We start from the raw sequence: 20,626 nt of genomic DNA, 5'->3' as shown, positions 1-20,626 counted from the left end.
GAAGAGAGAAAATGAAAGAACGTGTTATTTGGGGAGCTGTCGCGCTTGCCATATTTATCCCTTTTTTAGTAATGGGTGGTTTGCCTTTCCAATTTTTAGTTGGACTTTTAGCTATGATTGGTGTTTCTGAATTACTTCGTATGCGTCGTTTAGAAATATTTTCCTTTGAAGGTGCATTAGCTATGATAGGAGCCTTTGTTTTAACAGTTCCTTTAGATAGTTACTTGTCCTTTTTACCAGTTGACGCTAGTTTATCAGCATACGGTATTGTGATTTTTATGATTTTGGCAGGTACTGTTTTGAACAGTAATTCTTACAGTTTTGAAGATGCTGCCTTTCCAATTGCGTCTAGTTTTTATGTGGGTATTGGCTTTCAAAATCTAGTTAGTGCTCGTATGGCTGGAATAGATAAGGTGTTGTTAGCTTTATTTATTGTCTGGGCGACTGATATCGGTGCTTATATGATTGGTCGTCAATTTGGACAACGCAAACTACTACCCTCAGTGTCTCCAAATAAAACAATTGAAGGGAGTCTGGGGGGGATTGCTTCAGCCATTGTGGTAGCTTTCTTTTTTATGCTTTTTGATAAGACCGTCTATGCGCCTCATAGCTTCCTAGTCATGTTAGTTTTAGTGGCTATCTTTAGCATTTTTGGTCAATTTGGAGATTTAGTTGAAAGTAGTATTAAACGTCATTTTGGTGTTAAAGATTCGGGTAAATTGATTCCGGGTCATGGGGGGATTTTGGATCGCTTTGATAGTATGATTTTTGTTTTCCCAATCATGCACTTCTTTGGCTTATTCTAAAATAATATATTGTATTTAGAGAGGAATTGAATGCTAGGAATTTTAACCTTTATTATTATTTTTGGTATCATTGTAGTTGTTCACGAATTTGGGCATTTCTATTTTGCAAAGAAATCAGGAATTCTTGTTCGTGAATTTGCTATTGGTATGGGTCCAAAAATCTTTTCTCACATTGATAAAGAAGGAACAACCTATACTATTCGTATATTACCGCTAGGTGGTTATGTCCGTATGGCTGGTTGGGGTGATGATAAGACTGAAATTAAGACAGGGACGCCGGCTAGCCTTACTTTAAATAAAGAAGGCATTGTAACTCGTATTAATTTATCAGGAAAACAATTAGACAATACTTCTTTACCAATCAATGTAACAGCTTATGATTTAGAAGGTAAACTAACTATCACAGGATTGGTCTTAAGTGAGACAAAAACCTATAGTGTTGATCACGATGCTACTATCATTGAGGAGGATGGTACTGAAATTCGTATTGCTCCCTTAGATGTGCAGTATCAGAATGCTTCTGTATGGGGGCGCTTAATTACCAATTTTGCAGGTCCGATGAATAATTTTATTTTAGGTCTTGTAGTCTTTATTGCACTTGCTTTTGTTCAAGGAGGTGTTCAAGATTTATCAACCAATCAGGTCCGTGTATCAGAAAATGGTCCTGCTGCTAGTGCAGGTTTAAAAAATAATGACCGTATTTTACAAATAGGGTCGCACAAAGTTTCTAACTGGGAACAGTTGACAGCAGCAGTAGAAAAGTCAACTAGTCATTTAGAAAAAAACCAAAAACTTGCCCTTAAAATTAAGAGCAAAGAGGTGGTGAAAACGATCAACGTTAAGCCACAGAAAGTTGATAAATCCTACATCATCGGTATTATGCCAGTTCTAAAGACAAGCTTTAAAGACAAGCTTTTAGGTGGATTTAAACTAGCATGGGAAAGTTTCTTTAGAATTTTAAATGAATTAAAGAAACTTATTGCTCATTTTAGTATTAATAAATTGGGAGGTCCAGTAGCTCTCTATCAGGCTAGTAGCCAAGCTGCTAAAAATGGTTTCGTCACAGTTCTCAACTTAATGGGATTAATCTCTATCAACTTAGGTATTATGAATCTCATCCCTATACCAGCCCTTGACGGGGGTAAGATAGTGATGAATATTTTAGAAGCCATTCGTCGCAAACCACTTAAACAAGAAACAGAAACTTATATTACGCTCGCTGGGGTAGCAGTTATGTTAGTATTAATGATTGCTGTAACCTGGAACGATATCATGCGAGCTTTCTTCTAAAAGATAATAAAACGTGAAAGGAAATACGAATTTTTCAATTGCAATTCTCAATTGAAAAAGAATCAACTTTGATTAGTCGTATCTTATTGTAATGAAACAAAGTAAAATGCTTATTCCAACACTTCGCGAAATGCCAAGTGATGCTCAGGTTATCAGCCATGCTCTTATGGTTCGTGCAGGATATGTCCGCCAAGTTTCGGCTGGAATCTATGCTTATTTGCCTCTAGCTAACCGTACTATTGAAAAATTTAAAACAATTATGCGTCAAGAATTTGAGAAGATTGGTGCAGTTGAAATGTTAGCTCCAGCTCTTCTTACAGCAGATTTATGGCGTGAATCTGGGCGCTACGAAACATATGGTGAAGACCTTTATAAATTAAAGAATCGTGATCAATCGGATTTTATCTTAGGACCAACTCATGAAGAGACTTTCACAACTCTTGTTCGTGATGCAGTAAAATCTTATAAGCAGTTACCACTAAACCTTTATCAAATTCAGTCTAAATATCGTGATGAGAAGCGTCCTCGTAATGGACTTCTTCGAACACGTGAATTTATCATGAAAGATGGATACAGCTTCCACAAAGATTATGAGGACCTTGATGTCACTTATGAAGATTACCGTAAAGCATATGAAGCCATCTTCACACGTGCTGGACTTGACTTTAAAGGTATTATAGGTGACGGAGGTGCTATGGGAGGTAAAGATAGTCAAGAATTTATGGCAGTAACTCCCAATCGTACAGATTTAAATCGTTGGTTAGTCCTTGATAAAACTATTCCTTCTATTGATGATATTCCAGAGGATGTTTTAGAAGAAATTAAGGCAGAACTCTCGGCTTGGCTAGTTTCTGGTGAGGACACTATTGCATACTCCACTGAATCAAGCTATGCTGCTAACCTTGAGATGGCAACGAATGAGTACAAACCATCTACTAAGGCTGCTACCTTTGAAGAAGTAACAAAAGTAGAAACTCCTAACTGCAAATCAATTGATGAGGTAGCTGGATTTTTATCAATTGATGAAAATCAAACTATCAAGACACTATTGTTTATTGCTGATGAACAGCCCGTGGTTGCTTTACTAGTTGGTAACGATCAAGTCAATGATGTGAAGTTAAAAAATTATTTAGCGGCTGATTTCTTAGAGCCTGCAAGTGAAGAGCAAGCAAAAGAGATTTTTGGTGCAGGTTTTGGTTCTCTTGGGCCAGTTAACCTACCTGAGTCTGTTAAAATTATTGCTGATCGTAAAGTTCAAGACCTTGCTAATGCTGTGTCTGGTGCTAACCAAGATGGTTATCATTTTACTGGAGTTAATCCAGAACGTGATTTCACAGCTGAATACGTTGATATTCGTGAAGTAAAAGAAGGGGAGATTTCTCCAGACGGTAAAGGTACTCTGAAATTTGCTCGTGGTATTGAAATTGGACATATCTTTAAACTAGGTACCCGTTATTCAGATAGTATGGGAGCAAACATCCTTGATGAAAATGGCCGCTCAAATCCTATTGTTATGGGGTGTTATGGTATTGGTGTTAGTCGTATTCTCTCAGCTGTCATTGAACAACATGCCCGACTTTTTGTGAATAAGACACCAAAAGGAGCTTATCGCTTTGCTTGGGGGATTAATTTCCCAGAAGAATTAGCCCCATTTGATGTACATTTGATTACTGTCAATGTCAAAGATCAAGAGTCACAAGACCTTACTGAGAAAATTGAAGCTGATTTGATGCTTAAAGGTTATGAAGTCCTGACAGACGATCGTAATGAACGTGTTGGTTCTAAATTCTCAGACAGTGACTTAATTGGACTTCCAATTCGAGTAACTGTTGGGAAGAAAGCTTCTGAAGGTATCGTTGAAGTGAAAATTAAAGCAAGTGGTGATACGATTGAGGTTCACGCTGATAACTTAATTGAAACTTTAGAGATTCTAACAAAAAAATAAGCCGATAAAAAAGTTAGTCTAATGTGCTAACTTTTTTATATGGAGTGAAATTTAGTATAGTTCTTATTGGTAAAAAGCAACTGCCTTTTGTTATAATGAAATGATATTTTAGAAAGGAGCCATCATGAAAAGTCGAAAAAAAGATAAATTGGTATTGAGGTTAACAACAACACTATTAGTTTTTGGTTTGGGTGGGGTTTGGTTTTACAATTATAAAAATGATAATGTCGAACCGACAGTCACTAGTGCATCGGATCAAACGACGACTTTTATTCAAACGATTTCCCCAACAGCTATTGAAATTTCTAAGACCTATGATTTGTATGCGTCAGTCTTATTAGCACAAGCTATTTTGGAATCATCCAGTGGACAATCAGATTTGTCTAAGGCTCCTAATTATAACCTCTTTGGCATCAAAGGAGAATATAAAGGTAAATCTGTTCAAATGCCTACTTTAGAAGATGATGGGAAAGGCAATATGACTCAAATCCAAGCTCCTTTTCGCGCCTATCCAAATTATTCTGCTTCACTATATGATTATGCTGAGTTAGTATCTAGTCAAAAGTATGCATCTGTTTGGAAATCAAATACTTCTTCTTATAAGGATGCTACTGCAGCTCTAACAGGTCTTTATGCGACAGATACTGCTTATGCTAGTAAATTAAACCAAATTATTGAAACCTACAGTCTAGATGCTTATGATAAATAGTTTCAGTTAAGAGAGTGTTGTTAAGAAGGCTAATAAATGCCTTTTTTAACAGCCTCCTTTTGTTATCTCGAAATATTTACAGATATGTGATAAAATGGAAGTAAGATATTCAGGAGAAAACTATGTCAGAATTGTTCAAGAAACTTATGGATCAGATTGAAATGCCGCTTGAAATTAAGAATTCAAGTGTTTTTTCGTCTGCTGATATTATCGAGGTAAAGGTTCATTCTCTATCACGCTTATGGGAATTTCATTTTTCATTTCCAGAATTATTGCCAATTGAGGTGTATCGTGAATTACAAACTCGTTTAGTGAATAGTTTTGAAAAAGCAGATATAAAGGCTACTTTTGATATAAGAGCAGAAACTATTGATTTTTCTGATGATCTGCTACAGGATTATTATCAACAAGCTTTTTGTGAACCCTTGTGTAATAGTGCAAGTTTTAAGAGTTCTTTTTCACAATTAAAAGTTCATTACAATGGCAGTCAGATGATTATTTCTGCACCTCAATTTGTCAATAATAATCATTTTCGTCAGAATCATTTGCCGCGTTTGGAACAACAATTTTCATTGTTTGGATTTGGTAAACTTGCTATTGATATGGTTTCTGATGAACAAATGACGCAAGACTTAAAATCATCATTTGAAACTAATCGCGAGCAATTGCTTGAAAAAGCTAACCAAGAGGCTATGCAAGCCTTGGAAGCACAAAAATCACTAGAAGATTCAGCGCCTCCATCAGAAGAAGTGACACCAACTCAAAATTATGATTTCAAAGAGCGTATCAAACAACGTCAAGCTGGCTTTGAAAAAGCAGAGATTACACCCATGATTGAGGTGACAACAGAAGAAAATCGTATCGTTTTTGAAGGAATGGTTTTTAGTGTTGAACGAAAAACAACCCGCACTGGACGTCATATCATTAATTTTAAGATGACTGATTATACCTCAAGTTTTGCTATGCAAAAGTGGGCTAAAGATGATGAAGAATTGAAGAAGTACGATATGATTTCTAAAGGTTCGTGGTTGCGAGTCAGAGGGAATATTGAGAACAATAACTTTACTAAATCTTTGACAATGAATGTTCAAGATATCAAAGAGATTGTGCATCATGAACGTAAAGACTTAATGCCAGCAGATCAAAAACGTGTGGAATTTCATGCTCATACCAATATGTCAACGATGGATGCTTTACCAACTGTCGAGAGCCTCATTGATACTGCAGCTAAGTGGGGACACCCAGCTATTGCAATTACTGACCATGCCAATGTTCAAAGTTTTCCGCACGGCTACCACAGAGCAAAAAAAGCAGGTATAAAAGCAATTTTTGGATTAGAGGCAAATATTGTTGAAGATAAAGTGCCTATTTCCTACAACGAAGTTGATATGAATTTGCACGAAGCAACTTATGTTGTATTTGATGTGGAAACTACAGGTCTTTCTGCAGCTAATAATGACCTAATTCAGATTGCAGCATCAAAAATGTTCAAGGGTAATATTATTGAGCAATTTGATGAGTTTATTGACCCAGGTCATCCTCTTTCTGCCTTTACAACTGAGTTGACAGGTATTACGGATAATCATGTCAGAGGTTCAAAACCTATTTTACAAGTCCTTCAGGAATTTCAGAATTTTTGTCAAGGTACGGTTTTAGTTGCGCATAATGCAACCTTTGACGTTGGTTTTATGAATGCGAATTATGAACGTCATAATCTGCCTTTGATCACACAGCCAGTCATTGATACCTTAGAATTTGCAAGAAATCTTTATCCTGAATATAAGCGTCATGGTTTGGGGCCTCTAACCAAACGTTTCCAAGTTGCTTTGGAACATCATCATATGGCCAACTACGATGCTGAAGCAACGGGTCGCTTACTCTTTATTTTCTTAAAAGAGGCGCGGGAAAATCGTGATGTGACTAATTTGATGGAGCTCAATACTAAATTGGTAGCTGAAGACTCTTACAAAAAGGCACGCATAAAGCATGCAACCATTTATGTCCAAAATCAGGTTGGACTTAAAAATATATTTAAGTTAGTTAGCCTTTCAAATGTTAAATATTTTGAAGGGGTGGCAAGAATTCCTAGATCAGTTTTAGATGCTCACAGAGAAGGTCTCTTGCTAGGTACTGCCTGTTCTGATGGAGAAGTTTTTGATGCCTTGTTATCAAATGGAATTGATGCAGCAGTGACCCTAGCTAAATATTATGATTTTATTGAAGTCATGCCACCTGCTATTTATCGCCCCTTGGTGGTACGTGATTTAATTAAAGATGAGGCGGGGATTCAACAAATTATTAGAGACCTAATAGAGGTCGGTCGGCGTTTAGATAAGCCTGTTTTAGCTACGGGAAATGTTCATTATATTGAGCCTGAAGATGAGATTTACCGTGAGATTATTGTTCGTAGTCTTGGACAAGGTGCCATGATTAATAGGACTATAGGTCGTGGGGAGGATGCTCAACCAGCGCCTTTGCCAAAAGCACATTTCCGCACAACAAATGAGATGTTAGATGAATTTGCCTTTCTTGGTAAAGATTTAGCCTATGAGATCGTTGTAACCAATACGAATACTTTTGCAGATCGATTTGAAGACGTTGAAGTTGTAAAAGGGGATCTCTATACCCCGTTTGTTGATCGTGCTGAAGAACGAGTTGCTGAATTAACTTATGCTAAAGCATTCGAAATATATGGTAATCCTCTTCCTGATATTATTGATTTACGTATCGAAAAAGAGTTAGCATCTATACTTGGTAATGGATTTGCCGTTATCTATCTTGCTTCGCAAATGTTGGTGCAACGTTCTAATGAACGTGGTTATCTAGTAGGATCACGTGGGTCTGTTGGGTCGAGTTTTGTAGCGACCATGATAGGAATTACTGAAGTTAATCCAATGCCACCTCATTATGTTTGCCCAAATTGTCAGCATTCTGAATTTATCACAGATGGTTCTTGTGGTTCAGGCTATGATTTACCAAATAAAAATTGTCCTAAATGTGGTACTTTGTACAAGAAAGATGGACAGGATATTCCGTTTGAAACTTTCTTAGGATTTGATGGAGATAAGGTTCCTGATATTGATCTGAATTTCTCTGGAGATGATCAACCTTCTGCTCACTTAGACGTTCGTGATATCTTTGGAGAAGAATATGCTTTTCGTGCAGGAACGGTAGGTACCGTAGCTGAAAAAACTGCCTTTGGTTTTGTCAAAGGTTACGAACGAGATTACAATAAATTTTATAACGATGCAGAGGTCGAACGGTTAGCGACTGGTGCTGCGGGAGTTAAACGTTCTACAGGTCAACACCCCGGTGGTATTGTTGTTATTCCTAACTATATGGATGTTTATGATTTTACTCCGGTTCAATATCCAGCAGATGATATGACAGCTGCTTGGCAGACAACTCACTTCAATTTCCATGATATTGATGAGAATGTCTTGAAGTTAGATATTCTAGGACATGATGATCCTACTATGATTCGTAAACTTCAGGATTTATCAGGAATTGATCCATCAAATATCCTTCCAGATGATCCAGACGTTATGAAGTTATTTTCTGGTACGGAAGTTTTAGGAGTGACAGAAGAGCAAATTGGAACTCCTACAGGAATGCTTGGTATTCCAGAGTTTGGTACGAACTTTGTTCGTGGTATGGTGAACGAAACCCATCCAACCACATTTGCAGAATTGTTGCAACTGTCAGGGCTATCACATGGTACGGATGTTTGGTTAGGTAATGCTCAAGACTTAATCAAGGAAGGTATTGCTACCTTATCAACTGTTATTGGTTGTCGTGATGACATCATGGTTTATTTAATGCACGCTGGCCTACAACCAAAGATGGCCTTTACAATCATGGAGCGCGTGCGTAAGGGGTTATGGTTGAAAATTTCAGAAGATGAGCGTAATGGTTATATCCAAGCAATGCGTGATAATAATGTCCCGGATTGGTATATTGAATCGTGTGGAAAAATCAAGTATATGTTCCCTAAAGCCCATGCAGCAGCCTATGTTTTAATGGCATTACGTGTGGCGTACTTTAAAGTACATTATCCAATATTTTATTATTGTGCTTATTTTTCTATTCGCGCCAAAGCTTTTGAATTACGCACAATGAGTGCTGGACTTGATGCCGTTAAGGCGCGCATGAAGGATATCACTGAGAAGCGTCAGCGTAATGAGGCGACGAATGTCGAAAATGATCTTTTTACGACATTAGAGTTGGTTAATGAAATGCTTGAGCGTGGCTTTAAATTTGGGAAATTAGATCTTTATCGTAGCCATGCGACTGACTTTATTATTGAAGAGGATACGCTAATCCCTCCATTTGTTGCTATGGAAGGCTTGGGAGAAAACGTTGCAAAACAGATAGTTCGGGCACGTGAAGATGGTGAATTTTTATCAAAAACAGAGCTTCGTAAACGAGGAGGAGTCTCAAGTACCTTAGTTGAAAAATTTGATGAGATGGGTATTTTGGGAAATTTACCAGAAGACAATCAGTTGAGTCTTTTTGATGATTTCTTCTAAGTAATAAGGTTGAGTAGTTACTCAACCTTATTATTTGCCAGCTGCTTTTGATAGGGCAAAGATGATATTCTTGCTTGAAATAACTAATTAGTGATAAAATAAGAAAAAATACGTTTGGGAGATGAAATGGGAAACTTTAAAAATTCAGCGGTTAAATCTATGGTTGTCATGCGAAAAGCATTTAGAACAATAGACGGAAAAGTCTCAGAATCATTTAAAGAATTTGAATTAACACCAACTCAGTTTGCAGTTTTGGATGTTCTCTATGCTAAAGGCACAATGAAAATTGGAGAATTGATTGAAAATATGCTTGCTACATCAGGTAATATGACTGTTGTTATTAAAAATATGGAAAAAAAGGGATGGGTATTACGCCATTCTTGTCCGAATGATAAGAGAGCCTTTTTGGTGAGTTTAACAACTGAAGGAGAAGAAGTGATAAAAAAAGCTCTACCAGAGCATATTAAACGTGTAGAAGATGCTTTTTCAGTCTTAACAGAAACAGAGCAAGAAGACTTGATTAACCTTTTAAAAAAATTTAAAACCTTGTGAGTCACATTCTTTGACTTTACGATATAGTGGTAATATAATTACTACATAGTAATAAATAACTTTAATCTAATTCATATGTCACTAGAACAAATGTAGTAAGATATCTGAGATTGAAGAACAAGGAGAAAAAATATGTCATTTTTGGAAGAATTAAAAAACCGTCGCTCTATTTACGCTCTTGGTCGCAATACAGAAGTTTCTGATGAGAAAATTGTAGAGATTATTAAAGAGGCAGTTCGCCAATCCCCATCTGCTTTTAATAGTCAAACTTCCCGTGTTGTCATTTTATTGAATGATGAAGTTACTAAGTTCTGGGATGAATTGGTTGCTAATGATTTGGTAGAAACAATGAAAGTACAAGGTGCTCCAGAGACAGCTATTGCTGGAACTAAGGAAAAATTAGCTAGTTTTGGAGCTTCAAAGGGAACAGTACTCTTCTTTGAAGATCAAGATGTTGTCAAATCTCTTCAAGAACAATTCGTTCTTTATGCGGATAACTTTCCAGTTTGGTCTGAGCAATCAACAGGTATTGCCTCAGTAAATACTTGGACAGCCCTTTCTGCAGAACTTGGACTTGGTGGTAATTTACAACATTACAATCCAGTTATTGATGCATCAGTACAAGCTGTTTATGGTGTTCCAGCTAGTTGGAAACTTCGTGGACAACTAAATTTTGGTTCAATCGAAGCTGAAACAGGAGAAAAAGAATTCATGAATGATGATGACCGCTTTAAAGTCATCGGATAATACTGTACAAAAAAAGGCAAGGATAGCAATGACACTGCATCTATGAAATAAAATGAAAAAACACTCCTACTTCTAGTAAAATAGAGGTAGGAGTGTTTTTAGTATATTCAAAAAAGCTACAATTCGCTTGATACAGAGACTTCTGTTATTTGATGTAGATATTTGAAAGGTTAATTCGTGTTCGTTTCTCCTTTTTCGGGATTTTCACTTAGTTTCATTTCTCCTTCTTTTAATTGTGAATAGAATGTTTCATTCAAATTTAGACTTTTTGTAAACTCTGTATACTCATGCTTGAATAATTTATCTTTTTGTAGTAGTTCTTCATATTCTTTCTCTAGATAATTTCGTATATTCTTTTCCCCAGGATTTTGTGTATTCTCTGGGATTTTTGATAATAATTCTTTATATTTATCAATCAAGTTGTTTTTTTCTGTTACTGAAACAAAATCATTGTTTTCAGCTGGAGTCTCCCTCTCTTTTACTGAATTTTCTCTTGGTTTTTCTTCTTTTTTGAGATTATCACTCGGTTTCATTTCTTCTTTCTTTAATTGTAGGTAGAATGATTCATTTAAATTTAGACTTTCTTTAAATTCTGCATGTTCATGCTCAAATAAATTATCTTTCTTTAATATTTCTTCATATTCATTTTTCAAATAATCTCTTATGTTTTTTTCTCCTGGATTTTGTGTGTTTTCAGGAATCTGTGACAATAATTTTTTATACTTATCTATCAGCTCGTTTTTTTCTTTTTCTGTTACTGGTACAAAATCATCTTTTGGTTTTTTATCTTTTAGAGCTGCAGATTCATTAATAAATAACATAGATTTGCTTCCATTATTATGTATCCAATTTTCAAACGCTTCATTTGATTCCATATACTTAACTTTAAATCTATTATTTGTTTTTGCGGGATCATAAACGTCATAACCATCTATACAGTATTCTTTAATAAAATCGGAATACGTTGTTTTGTAATTACCATTTTTCCAATATGTACTGGCTGTGATATCTATGATATGCCAACTTCTATTATAATACGCTCTCACAGCTGCATGAGATATTCCTTGAGGACTTTTACCAGAAACGACATAACTAGGTATCCCCATAATATTAAATGCCCTAGCGGCTGTTACACTATAGCCAACGCACATAGCAAGTTTTCTTTCTGTTACAGAAAATAAATCTGAAGCTCTGTAATATTCTGTGTCGACATTTCTAGCTCTGTAAGCTTCATTGTCATAATTAGTTATTTCACCTATATATTTAGTGAAAGCAATTACTTTTTCTTCATCTGTTAAGTTTTGATTATTAGCTCCAGATTTAACTATTAAATCTAGAATTTTTTGGTCATTTTCTTTTATTTTATCTTCACTAATATTAATGTTTGAAGAATATGAAGAATCTTTTGAATTATTTTCAAAGGCAAACTTATTATCTATAGATAATGTTTTAGTGTAAATAGGGATACCATTTACGCCCATATAATCAACTGGTTTACCCATAGATAACCCTGATGATTTCAATCTTTCCATGATAAAGTTTTCATCCTTAATTTCAAACGTAGAATGAACGGTATCATATGGGAACTTTCCTCTCTCAGTTAGCCTTTTTTGGGTTATCGTCTTAAATTCCTCTATATTTTTAAGTAATTTATGTTTTTTATTCATCAAGAATACTGTTGTATCATGTGCGATTTTCCCATTTAATTTGACAAAGACATATTCTTCATTTCTTTCTTTTTTTAATGTAGATTGGATATTTTTAATTTCTTCTAAATTGATAAGGTTTTTGTAATAGCCTTTATCACCTAAAATCCAAACATTAAAACCTTTGAAATTTGGTATCTCTGTTTTATACCTATTTAACTCTTGAATAAACTTATCTTCACTGTTTTTTTCAACTAGATTAGTTTCTTGAATATTATTTTGATTAGCATATGATATATTTAAATCAGATAGGTTGAATAATGTTGAAGCTACAGCAAATGATAAAACACAAGTTAATTTTAATCTTTTTTTCTTCATTTTTTAAAAATCTCCTCATTTATTAATAAATAAATAATAGCATATTAAAAAATGTTTTTCAATAAAAATCTTGGATTAATTTTGATTTTAAATGCATCTATTTAAATAGGTGATTATAAAGAGATATAACAGTAAAACGAGTCGTTATAAAAAATAAAATCGGTCAAATTAGAAAGGAGGTTTAGAATGTCTAAAAAATGACTATTAATGATATCACTCAACTATCAAAACTTCAAAATAACGGTACACCCAAAAGCTGAGACGCAGGAAAAATACTTCTGTTGAAATCTAATAAACTATAATCAGAAATGTTTTTAATTATGTTTAAAAAATGTATTTGATAGGAGCTAAGTTAGCCTGTGTTGAGATAGGAAAAGCGGGTAAGCCTGATAGGTCATTGCTAAGTTTTTGGATATAAAAATGATATCAAATCTATTATTTGCTGAAATGATATGAGAATGATGAGCTTCACTACTTATATCAATCTGCGGGCAAGTAGTATATCTTTGGTGAAGACATGGATCAGTTGTCGGAAGTAGAACGGTTATGTCTACAGGAAGATTAGCTAAAATTATCTCGGTCTGATAAGAAAATCGAGATAATGAGTCTGATTAAGATAAACGGTACTACAGAAAAATGGCTTTATAAAAGTTCTTTTCTTCTGTCTCATGATTGAGGTGTGGGGGTGCCTTGTCTTTTTATTGTGTTAATTCAGATTTAGCTGTATTTTGTATTGTTTAGCCATTTCTGTGATTTTATCAAATTCCCCCAAAGCTGCTAGTTTATTGAACTCTCCACCAATACCAATGGCTGTTACTCCAGATAGAAACCAGTCTTTGGCATTTGTGAGATTTACCCCACCAGTCACCATAATTTGTACTTGAGGTAAAGGTGCTTTTAGTGATGAGATGAAAGATGTTCCTAGAGTACCTCCTGGGAATATTTTAATTATTTCACAACCAGCTTCAAGTGCTGTTGTTATCTCTGATAAGGTCATGCAACCTGGTAAATAAGGAATAGCATAACGATTACATAATTTAGCAGTCTGTAGATTAAATGCGGGAGATACAATAAACTTTGCTCCTGCTAAAATAGCCATTCGGGCAGTTTCTGAGTCTAGAACAGTTCCTGCCCCAACGACAACTTGTTCTTGGTTAGTATATTGTGTGACTAGTTGTTCAATGACTTGGCTAGCTTTGCTATTAGTATAGGCGATTTCGATAGCAGAAATACCACCTTTTATGCATGCTTGAGCAGCTTGAAAAGCTTCTTCTTTGCTATTTCCACGAATGACAGCAACTATTTTTCCTTGCATTAATTGCAACAAAATCTTTGATTTTATCATAATTCTCCCTTTTAACGAATAATGTCTTTCGATTGATTTAGTACTTTGTTAACTGCGGCAACGGTCTCAAACATATTGTCTCCTTCCAAAGCACATTTTAAAGATGCACTAGCGACAGCGAAATCAATGACTGTCTTGCTGTCTGAGTGCTGAAGTAGTTGATATAGCGCTCCAGCCACAAAAGCATCTCCGCTTCCAATTCTCTGGTTTACAGCTGTGGTGATTTCTTTTGAAGTGACAAACTCTTGTTTACGATTTGCTATGTAAGCTTGGTAGTGATTTCGTCCCCATTCATCCTGTAGACGTTTAGTATGGAAAATGACTTGAAAGTCAAAGTGATTTATAAGAGAAATCATACGTTCTTTGATGTCCTCTATTGTAGCTTCATCGCGATTGAAGAAGGTAGTGTCCTGTGAGTCAACCATAAGAGGTTCAATACCAAAACAAATATCCGCAAAGGTAGCGAACTGAGAAAAAAGGATTTTGGCATTTTTAGGAGAAATTAGTTTACTGCGAAAATTGAGATCTAAGGAGATTGTTATCTCTCTTTTTTTAGCTTCTTTTAAAAGAAGCAATGTTATCTCTTGAATAGACTCATCCAATGATAGTGTAATGCCACTAAAATGAAAGAGAGAAACTCCTTCAAATAATTGATCGAAATCAATTTGGTTTATCCTAAAGTCATGTAAACTACTATGATCGCGGTCGTAGACCACCTCACCTTTTCTGCAAGCAAAGGAATTTTCTAAGAAATATAACCCAACACGTTCTCCAACACACTGAATAGAATGAGTATCAATACCCTGTGCTTTTAAAAATTGAAGAAAACTATTACCTATGGGATTATTGGGTAAGGCTGAGAGGAGTTTAGTATCTTGCCCAAAGCCTTGTAGAGCTCTTGCGATATTAACTTCAGAGCCACCATAGAATAGTTTAGTTGAGATACTATCTGCAAAATAGTCATTTTCTTTTGGAGTGATGCGAATGAGAGGTTCACCGAAAAAAAGAATCTTAGACATAAAAGTCCTTTCTAAAACAGACGCTTTAGTCTAAGACAGATTTCAAGTAGTCTGCTATATTTTGATTTTGGCAATTAGCGAAGAAATATTCTTGGAAATGCTCCCCAGAAATGGTTTCCTTTAAGAAATCTTGATCAATTTCTTTTAAAACAGAGAGTAAATCTCTGTAAGTAATCTGTTTTACTTCGCTAAGGATACGTGCGTTGCGTTGCTCAGGCACAGCCCTCTCTTTAGGGTATCCCCCTCCTTTTTCATCTTCGAAAAGACGTTCAAATAAATACCTCAGATTCAATTCAGCTCCCCAACCAAATCCTTTAGCAAAAGGAAGAGAAAGAGCATTTCCTCCGTTTACTTGAGAGAATAAGTAAGCGTCGACAGGATCAGCAGCGAATCCACAGACTACTCCAGGAAAACTATTACAAGCAAGCATCGCTCCAATTCCTGTCCCACAGCCTGTAATAACAAAATCTGCAGCACCGCTATTAAGTAAAATAGCAGTCAGTAAACCATTTTGTACATAAGTTAGCTGGCTTTCTTCTTCTTTGCCATACATCCCGTAGTTGAAAACATCAAATCCTTTTTTGTCAGAAACCGCTTTCAATTCTTTGTAGATAATAGTATTTTTACTTGCTTGGCTATTTTCGTTGATTAATGCAATTTTCATTTATATTACTCCTTTATTATTGAGGTTGTTTACCGATGTAAGCTAAAATACCGCCATCTACATAGAGTATGTGACCATTGATAAAGTTTGATGCATCGCTAGCAAGGAAGATAGCTGGTGCACCTAAATCTTCTGCCTCACCCCAGCGAGCGGCAGGTGTTTTAGCGATGATAAATTGGTCGAATGGATGACGTGAACCATCATCTTGACGTTCACGAAGGGGAGCTGTTTGTGGTGTGGCAATATAGCCGGGCCCGATACCGTTACATTGGATGTTAGCAGAACCGTATTCAGAAGCGATGTTCTTGGTTAACATTTTAAGTCCCCCTTTGGCAGCAGCATAGGCAGCAACTGTTTCGCGTCCAAGCTCACTCATCATGGAGCAAATATTGATGATTTTACCATGTCCTTTTTGGATCATTCCAGGTAATACCGCTTTTGATACGATAAAGGGAGCATTCAAATCAATATCAATAACTTGTCGAAAATCTGCAGCGCTCATCTCTAGCATAGGGGTGCGTTTTATAATACCTGCGTTGTTAACTAGAATATCAATTACCCCAACATCTTGAGAAATTTTGTTCACCATTTCGTTGATTCCATCTTCATCTGTAACATCACAAACATACCCATGGGCCTTAATGCCAAGTTTTTTATAGGCGGAGATGCCTTTGTCAACGAGTTCCTGCTTAATATCATTGAAGACAATAGTTGCTCCAGCTCTAGCAAAAGCAGTTGCTATTGAAAAACCAATGCCGTAAGAAGCGCCTGTTATTAAGGCGACTTTACCTTCTAGTGAAAAGTTGTCTTTTAAGAATTGTTCAGTCATAATATGACCTCCGTAAAAAAATTCAGGAAGTAAACCTGTTTACATGAATAGTAACAAAGTAAACCGGTTTTGTCAACCATAGAGTTCTTCTCCTATAAAACTTGGCAACATATATAATAAAGCTTTATCTAAGTTATGATTCTTAAAGATAAAAAAGACATCATTATAAAAAATCAAGTAAACTGCTCAAAAAATATAAAAAAGATGTTGACACCCAAAAATGAAAGCGCTATAATCTGATTATAAAAGTAAACCGGTAAACTCAAGAGGAGAAAATATGATAAAAATTATTATTGTAGCACACGGCAACTTTCCAGATGGTATTTTAAGCTCTTTAGAACTTATTGCTGGGCATCAGAAATATGTTGTTGGTATTAACTTTATTGCAGGCATGTCTTCTAATGATGTTAGAGTTGCATTGCAAAGAGAGGTTATCGATTTCAAAGAAATTTTAGTATTGACTGATTTGCTAGGTGGGACTCCTTTCAATGTTTCTTCCGCCTTATCAGTAGAATATACAGATAAAAAGATAAAAGTTTTATCGGGTTTGAACCTTTCAATGTTAATGGAAGCTGTTTTATCTAGAACGATGTTTGAACATGTAGATGACCTTGTTGATAAAGTTGTAACATCATCTCATGAAGGAATTGTTGATTTTTCTACTTGCCTTGCTACACAAACTGCAGAAGCAACTTTTGAGGGAGGCATTTAATAATGATGAAAATAAAACCGGTCAAGGTTGAGTCAATTGAAAATCCAAAGCGTTTTTTAAACAGTAGATTATTAACTAAGATTGAAGTTGAGGAAGCGATTGAAAAAGCCTTGAAGCAACTTTATATTAATATTGATTACTTTGGTGAAGAGTATCCAACGCCTGCAACATTCAATAATACTTATAAAGTTATGGATAACACAGAATGGACAAATGGTTTTTGGACAGGGTGCTTGTGGTTAGCTTATGAGTATAATCAGGATAAAAAGTTAAAAAACATAGCCCACAAAAATGTATTGTCATTTCTAAATCGTATTAATAATCGTATAGCATTAGATCACCACGACTTAGGATTTCTTTACACACCATCTTGTACAGCAGAATATCGTATCAATGGTGATGCTAAAGCTTTAGAAGCCACTATAAAAGCTGCAGATAAATTGATGGAGCGCTATCAAGAAAAAGGTGGATTTATTCAGGCTTGGGGAGAACTCGGGTATAAGGAACACTATCGCTTAATTATCGATTGCTTACTTAATATCCAACTCTTATTTTTTGCTTATGAACAGACAGGTGATGAAAAGTATAGACAAGTTGCGGTGAATCACTTCTACGCTTCAGCTAACAATGTGGTGCGTGATGATTCTTCTGCTTTTCATACTTTTTATTTCGACCCAGAAACTGGAGAACCGTTAAAAGGTGTCACACGACAGGGTTATAGTGATGAGTCATCTTGGGCAAGAGGGCAAGCATGGGGCATCTACGGTATTCCGCTTAGTTACCGGAAAATGAAAGATTATCAGCAGATTATCCTTTTTAAAGGTATGACAAACTATTTTCTAAATCGTTTACCTGAAGACAAGGTATCCTATTGGGACCTTATTTTTACGGATGGCTCGGGTCAGCCTAGAGATACATCCGCAACAGCAACAGCTGTGTGTGGGATTCATGAGATGCTTAAACATTTACCAGAAGTAGATCCTGATAAAGAGACATACAAATATGCTATGCATACAATGCTTCGTAGTCTGATTGAACAGTATAGTAATAGTGAATTTATAGCAGGACGTCCTCTTCTATTGCACGGTGTGTATTCGTGGCATTCAGGTAAAGGAGTAGATGAAGGTAATATTTGGGGAGATTATTATTACTTAGAAGCCTTAATAAGATTCTATAAAGACTGGGAACTTTATTGGTAAGAGTATTTTACTAACAAAATAAACAATAAATAATAGAAAACAAGGAGGTCAGAAATGGCAGCAGGACCAAATATTGTAATGACACGTGTTGATGAGCGTCTTATTCATGGACAAGGACAACTTTGGGTGAAATTTTTAAGTTGTAATACTGTTATTGTGGCAAATGATGATGTCTCCAAAGATCATCTTCAACAAACGTTAATGAAGACGGTGGTGCCAGAATCAATTGCATTGCGATTTTTTGATATTCAAAAAGTCATTGATATTATTCACAAGGCTAACCCAGCACAGACGATTTTTATAATTGTTAAAGATTTGAAAGATGTCTATAGACTTGTAGCAGGGGGCGTCCCAATTAAAGAGATTAATATTGGAAATATTCATAATGGAGAAGGTAAAGAGCAGGTAAGTCGCTCTATCTTCTTAGGGGTGAAGGATAAAGAGATAATTAGAAAATTAAACCAAGAATATCACATTGCATTTAATACTAAAACAACTCCAACAGGTAACGATGGTGCTGTGGAAGTTAATATTTTAGATTATATTTAGTTGGACAAACTTACTATCATATAAAGGAGAAAAATATGGATATTAGTATTCTTCAGGCTGTCTTAATTGGACTGTGGACGGCTTTCTGTTTTAGTGGCATGTTGCTTGGCCTCTATACAAATCGTTGTATCGTTCTCTCTCTAGGCGTTGGTGTTATTTTAGGAGATATTCAAACAGCTTTGGCAGTTGGAGCAATATCTGAACTGGCTTACATGGGATTTGGTGTGGGAGCGGGAGGGACAGTTCCTCCAAACCCAATCGGTCCTGGGATTTTTGGAACTTTGATGGCTATTACAACAGCTGGAACTAAAGGAAAAATCACACCGGAAGCTGCTCTTGCATTATCAACCCCAATTGCAGTTGGTATTCAATTTCTTCAAACAGCAACTTATACTGCTTTTGCAGGTGCGCCTGAAACAGCTAAAAAAGCTTTGCAAGCAGGTAATTTCCGAGGATTTAAAATTGCAGCAAATGGTACAATTTGGGCATTCGCTGGATTGGGATTTGGTTTAGGAGTACTGGGTGCTCTTTCAACGCAAACTTTGACAGATTTATTTGCTCTCATTCCCCCTGTTTTGCTTAATGGTCTAACCTTAGCTGGGAAAATGCTTCCTGCAATTGGTTTTGCGATGATTCTCTCTGTAATGGCTAAAAAAGAACTCATTCCTTATATCCTACTTGGATATGTTCTAGCTGTTTATTTTGGTTTGCCAGTTCTAACTCCAACAGCAAATGGAGACGGAGTTTTAACATCAGTGACTACTAACAGTGTGCTTGGGGTTCCAACTATCGGAGTAGCTATAATTGCAACAATATTTGCTTTGCTTGATATTTTCAGAAAACCAGCTGCACCTACTAAAGAAACTAAGACAGAAGGAGAAAACCAAGATGACTAGATCTAAAAAATTAGCAAAAAGTGATTACACTAAAACAGCTTTACGTGCCTTTTATTTACAAAATGGCTTTAATTACAGTAACTATCAAGGTCTTGGTTATGCTAATGTCATATATCCAGCTCTCAAAAAATATTATGGAGATGACAAAAAAGCTTTAGCGGGAGCTCTAGAAGAAAATGTGGAGTTTTACAATACAAACCCTCATTTCTTACCTTTTGTAACTAGTTTACATTTAGCAATGCTTGATAATGAGCGGCCAGAAGAAGAAATTCGCGGTATTAAGATGGCGCTTATGGGTCCTCTTGCAGGTATCGGTGATTCTTTATCACAATTTTGCTTAGCACCCTTGTTCTCAACGATTGCCGCCTCTTTAGCGACAGATGGTTTGGTGATGGGACCGATTCTGTTCTTTGTGGCTATGAATACTATTTTAACGGGAATTAAATTAGTTACTGGCATGTATGGTTATCGTCTTGGGACCAGTTTTATTGATAAATTGAGTGAACAAATGTCAGTTATCTCACGAGCAGCTAATATCGTTGGTGTAACGGTCATCTCAAGTTTAGCTGCAACACAAGTTAAGCTTACAATCCCTTACACTTTTGCTCCAGAAAAAGTAACTAGTACAACGCAAAAGATTGTTACTGTCCAAGGTATGCTTGATAAAATTGCACCAGCTCTACTTCCAGCACTCTACACTTTCCTTATGTTTTACCTTATTAAAAATAAAAAATGGACAACTTATAAGTTAGTTATCCTTACAGTTATTATTGGTATCCTTGGTAGCTGGTTAGGTATTTTAGCTTAATAA

General features: G+C 35.8%; 17 protein-coding genes. 12 read left to right on the top strand and 5 right to left on the bottom strand.

The window, feature by feature from the left end:
- Nucleotides 1–11: 11 nt before the first annotated feature.
- The 7 genes from QOR44_RS09075 to QOR44_RS09045 all read left to right on the top strand — a co-directional run bounded on the left by QOR44_RS09075 (nucleotide 12) and on the right by QOR44_RS09045 (nucleotide 10,578).
- Nucleotides 12–806 carry a phosphatidate cytidylyltransferase gene (locus tag QOR44_RS09075; RefSeq protein ID WP_000664686.1) on the top strand — a complete coding sequence of 265 codons (795 nt, stop codon included), beginning with the start codon at nucleotides 12–14 and terminating at the stop codon, nucleotides 804–806.
- A gap of 30 nt (nucleotides 807–836) precedes the next feature.
- Nucleotides 837–2,096: an RIP metalloprotease RseP gene (rseP, locus tag QOR44_RS09070; RefSeq protein WP_000900645.1), complete on the top strand. Its 1,260-nt coding sequence runs from the start codon at nucleotides 837–839 to the stop codon at nucleotides 2,094–2,096.
- Nucleotides 2,097–2,187: 91 nt separating this feature from the next.
- A complete protein-coding gene (locus tag QOR44_RS09065; RefSeq protein ID WP_000814042.1) occupies nucleotides 2,188–4,041 on the top strand; it encodes a proline--tRNA ligase in 1,854 nt (617 codons plus the stop codon).
- 124 nt (nucleotides 4,042–4,165) lie between these two features.
- Nucleotides 4,166–4,750 carry a glycoside hydrolase family 73 protein gene (locus tag QOR44_RS09060; RefSeq protein ID WP_000842268.1) on the top strand — a complete coding sequence of 195 codons (585 nt, stop codon included), beginning with the start codon at nucleotides 4,166–4,168 and terminating at the stop codon, nucleotides 4,748–4,750.
- A gap of 122 nt (nucleotides 4,751–4,872) precedes the next feature.
- Nucleotides 4,873–9,279, top strand: coding sequence for a PolC-type DNA polymerase III (locus tag QOR44_RS09055; protein ID WP_001292134.1), 4,407 nt, complete (start codon nucleotides 4,873–4,875; stop codon nucleotides 9,277–9,279).
- A gap of 126 nt (nucleotides 9,280–9,405) precedes the next feature.
- Nucleotides 9,406–9,831, top strand: a complete 426-nt coding sequence (locus QOR44_RS09050; protein ID WP_000526288.1) for a MarR family winged helix-turn-helix transcriptional regulator — start codon at nucleotides 9,406–9,408, stop codon at nucleotides 9,829–9,831.
- A gap of 132 nt (nucleotides 9,832–9,963) precedes the next feature.
- Nucleotides 9,964–10,578 carry a nitroreductase family protein gene (locus tag QOR44_RS09045; protein WP_000008878.1) on the top strand — a complete coding sequence of 205 codons (615 nt, stop codon included), beginning with the start codon at nucleotides 9,964–9,966 and terminating at the stop codon, nucleotides 10,576–10,578.
- 170 nt (nucleotides 10,579–10,748) lie between these two features.
- On the opposite strand, the gene QOR44_RS09040 is transcribed toward QOR44_RS09045, so the two are convergent.
- From QOR44_RS09040 to dhuD, 5 genes are all read right to left on the bottom strand, one after another.
- Nucleotides 10,749–12,602: a hypothetical protein gene (locus tag QOR44_RS09040; protein WP_000730232.1), complete on the bottom strand. Its 1,854-nt coding sequence runs from the start codon at nucleotides 12,600–12,602 to the stop codon at nucleotides 10,749–10,751.
- A 706-nt stretch (nucleotides 12,603–13,308) separates the two neighbouring features.
- Nucleotides 13,309–13,947, bottom strand: coding sequence for a bifunctional 4-hydroxy-2-oxoglutarate aldolase/2-dehydro-3-deoxy-phosphogluconate aldolase (locus QOR44_RS09035; protein ID WP_000597404.1), 639 nt, complete (start codon nucleotides 13,945–13,947; stop codon nucleotides 13,309–13,311).
- A gap of 11 nt (nucleotides 13,948–13,958) precedes the next feature.
- A complete protein-coding gene (locus QOR44_RS09030) occupies nucleotides 13,959–14,966 on the bottom strand; it encodes a sugar kinase (RefSeq protein WP_000034932.1) in 1,008 nt (335 codons plus the stop codon).
- Between the two features lie 25 nt (nucleotides 14,967–14,991).
- Nucleotides 14,992–15,630 carry a 5-dehydro-4-deoxy-D-glucuronate isomerase DhuI gene (dhuI, locus tag QOR44_RS09025; RefSeq protein WP_000684794.1) on the bottom strand — a complete coding sequence of 213 codons (639 nt, stop codon included), beginning with the start codon at nucleotides 15,628–15,630 and terminating at the stop codon, nucleotides 14,992–14,994.
- A 16-nt stretch (nucleotides 15,631–15,646) separates the two neighbouring features.
- Nucleotides 15,647–16,459 carry a monomeric 2-dehydro-3-deoxy-D-gluconate 5-dehydrogenase DhuD gene (dhuD, locus tag QOR44_RS09020; RefSeq protein ID WP_000139173.1) on the bottom strand — a complete coding sequence of 271 codons (813 nt, stop codon included), beginning with the start codon at nucleotides 16,457–16,459 and terminating at the stop codon, nucleotides 15,647–15,649.
- Nucleotides 16,460–16,736: 277 nt separating this feature from the next.
- Here dhuD and QOR44_RS09015 point away from each other — a divergent pair, with 277 nt between their 5' ends.
- Genes QOR44_RS09015 through QOR44_RS08995 form a run of 5 tightly spaced genes read left to right on the top strand, consistent with a single transcriptional unit; the run spans nucleotide 16,737 to nucleotide 20,623 of the window.
- Nucleotides 16,737–17,171 (top strand): PTS sugar transporter subunit IIA, encoded by a 435-nt coding sequence (locus tag QOR44_RS09015; RefSeq protein ID WP_000590446.1) that lies wholly within the window; start codon nucleotides 16,737–16,739, stop codon nucleotides 17,169–17,171.
- Nucleotides 17,172–17,173: 2 nt separating this feature from the next.
- On the top strand, nucleotides 17,174–18,370 hold the full coding sequence (locus tag QOR44_RS09010; RefSeq protein WP_000975717.1) for a glycoside hydrolase family 88 protein: 1,197 nt from the start codon (nucleotides 17,174–17,176) through the stop codon (nucleotides 18,368–18,370).
- 54 nt (nucleotides 18,371–18,424) lie between these two features.
- Complete coding sequence (locus QOR44_RS09005; RefSeq protein ID WP_000718803.1) at nucleotides 18,425–18,919, top strand: PTS sugar transporter subunit IIB; 495 nt, start codon at nucleotides 18,425–18,427, stop codon at nucleotides 18,917–18,919.
- Between the two features lie 35 nt (nucleotides 18,920–18,954).
- Entirely contained in the window at nucleotides 18,955–19,815 is an 861-nt protein-coding gene (locus QOR44_RS09000; RefSeq protein ID WP_283572697.1) for a PTS mannose/fructose/sorbose/N-acetylgalactosamine transporter subunit IIC, read from the top strand.
- Complete coding sequence (locus tag QOR44_RS08995) at nucleotides 19,808–20,623, top strand: PTS system mannose/fructose/sorbose family transporter subunit IID (protein WP_283572696.1); 816 nt, start codon at nucleotides 19,808–19,810, stop codon at nucleotides 20,621–20,623. Before QOR44_RS09000 ends, QOR44_RS08995 begins: the two co-directional genes overlap by 8 nt.
- Nucleotides 20,624–20,626: the final 3 nt, after the last annotated feature.

Source organism: Streptococcus agalactiae, assembly GCF_949788565.1.
Classification (GTDB): Bacteria; Bacillota; Bacilli; order Lactobacillales; family Streptococcaceae; genus Streptococcus; species Streptococcus agalactiae.
This window is presented reverse-complemented; position numbering and strand designations above follow the sequence as displayed.

Bases quoted from the DNA above. Each gene is read 5' to 3' on its own strand.
- QOR44_RS09075 (WP_000664686.1), top strand. From the start codon at position 12: ATGAAAGAACGTGTTATTTGGGGAGCTGTCGCGCTTGCCATATTTATC.
- rseP (WP_000900645.1), top strand. From the start codon at position 837: ATGCTAGGAATTTTAACCTTTATTATTATTTTTGGTATCATTGTAGTT.
- QOR44_RS09065 (WP_000814042.1), top strand. From the start codon at position 2,188: ATGAAACAAAGTAAAATGCTTATTCCAACACTTCGCGAAATGCCAAGT.
- QOR44_RS09060 (WP_000842268.1), top strand. From the start codon at position 4,166: ATGAAAAGTCGAAAAAAAGATAAATTGGTATTGAGGTTAACAACAACA.
- QOR44_RS09055 (WP_001292134.1), top strand. From the start codon at position 4,873: ATGTCAGAATTGTTCAAGAAACTTATGGATCAGATTGAAATGCCGCTT.
- QOR44_RS09050 (WP_000526288.1), top strand. From the start codon at position 9,406: ATGGGAAACTTTAAAAATTCAGCGGTTAAATCTATGGTTGTCATGCGA.
- QOR44_RS09045 (WP_000008878.1), top strand. From the start codon at position 9,964: ATGTCATTTTTGGAAGAATTAAAAAACCGTCGCTCTATTTACGCTCTT.
- QOR44_RS09040 (WP_000730232.1), bottom strand. From the start codon at position 12,602: ATGAAGAAAAAAAGATTAAAATTAACTTGTGTTTTATCATTTGCTGTA.
- QOR44_RS09035 (WP_000597404.1), bottom strand. From the start codon at position 13,947: ATGATAAAATCAAAGATTTTGTTGCAATTAATGCAAGGAAAAATAGTT.
- QOR44_RS09030 (WP_000034932.1), bottom strand. From the start codon at position 14,966: ATGTCTAAGATTCTTTTTTTCGGTGAACCTCTCATTCGCATCACTCCA.
- dhuI (WP_000684794.1), bottom strand. From the start codon at position 15,630: ATGAAAATTGCATTAATCAACGAAAATAGCCAAGCAAGTAAAAATACT.
- dhuD (WP_000139173.1), bottom strand. From the start codon at position 16,459: ATGACTGAACAATTCTTAAAAGACAACTTTTCACTAGAAGGTAAAGTC.
- QOR44_RS09015 (WP_000590446.1), top strand. From the start codon at position 16,737: ATGATAAAAATTATTATTGTAGCACACGGCAACTTTCCAGATGGTATT.
- QOR44_RS09010 (WP_000975717.1), top strand. From the start codon at position 17,174: ATGATGAAAATAAAACCGGTCAAGGTTGAGTCAATTGAAAATCCAAAG.
- QOR44_RS09005 (WP_000718803.1), top strand. From the start codon at position 18,425: ATGGCAGCAGGACCAAATATTGTAATGACACGTGTTGATGAGCGTCTT.
- QOR44_RS09000 (WP_283572697.1), top strand. From the start codon at position 18,955: ATGGATATTAGTATTCTTCAGGCTGTCTTAATTGGACTGTGGACGGCT.
- QOR44_RS08995 (WP_283572696.1), top strand. From the start codon at position 19,808: ATGACTAGATCTAAAAAATTAGCAAAAAGTGATTACACTAAAACAGCT.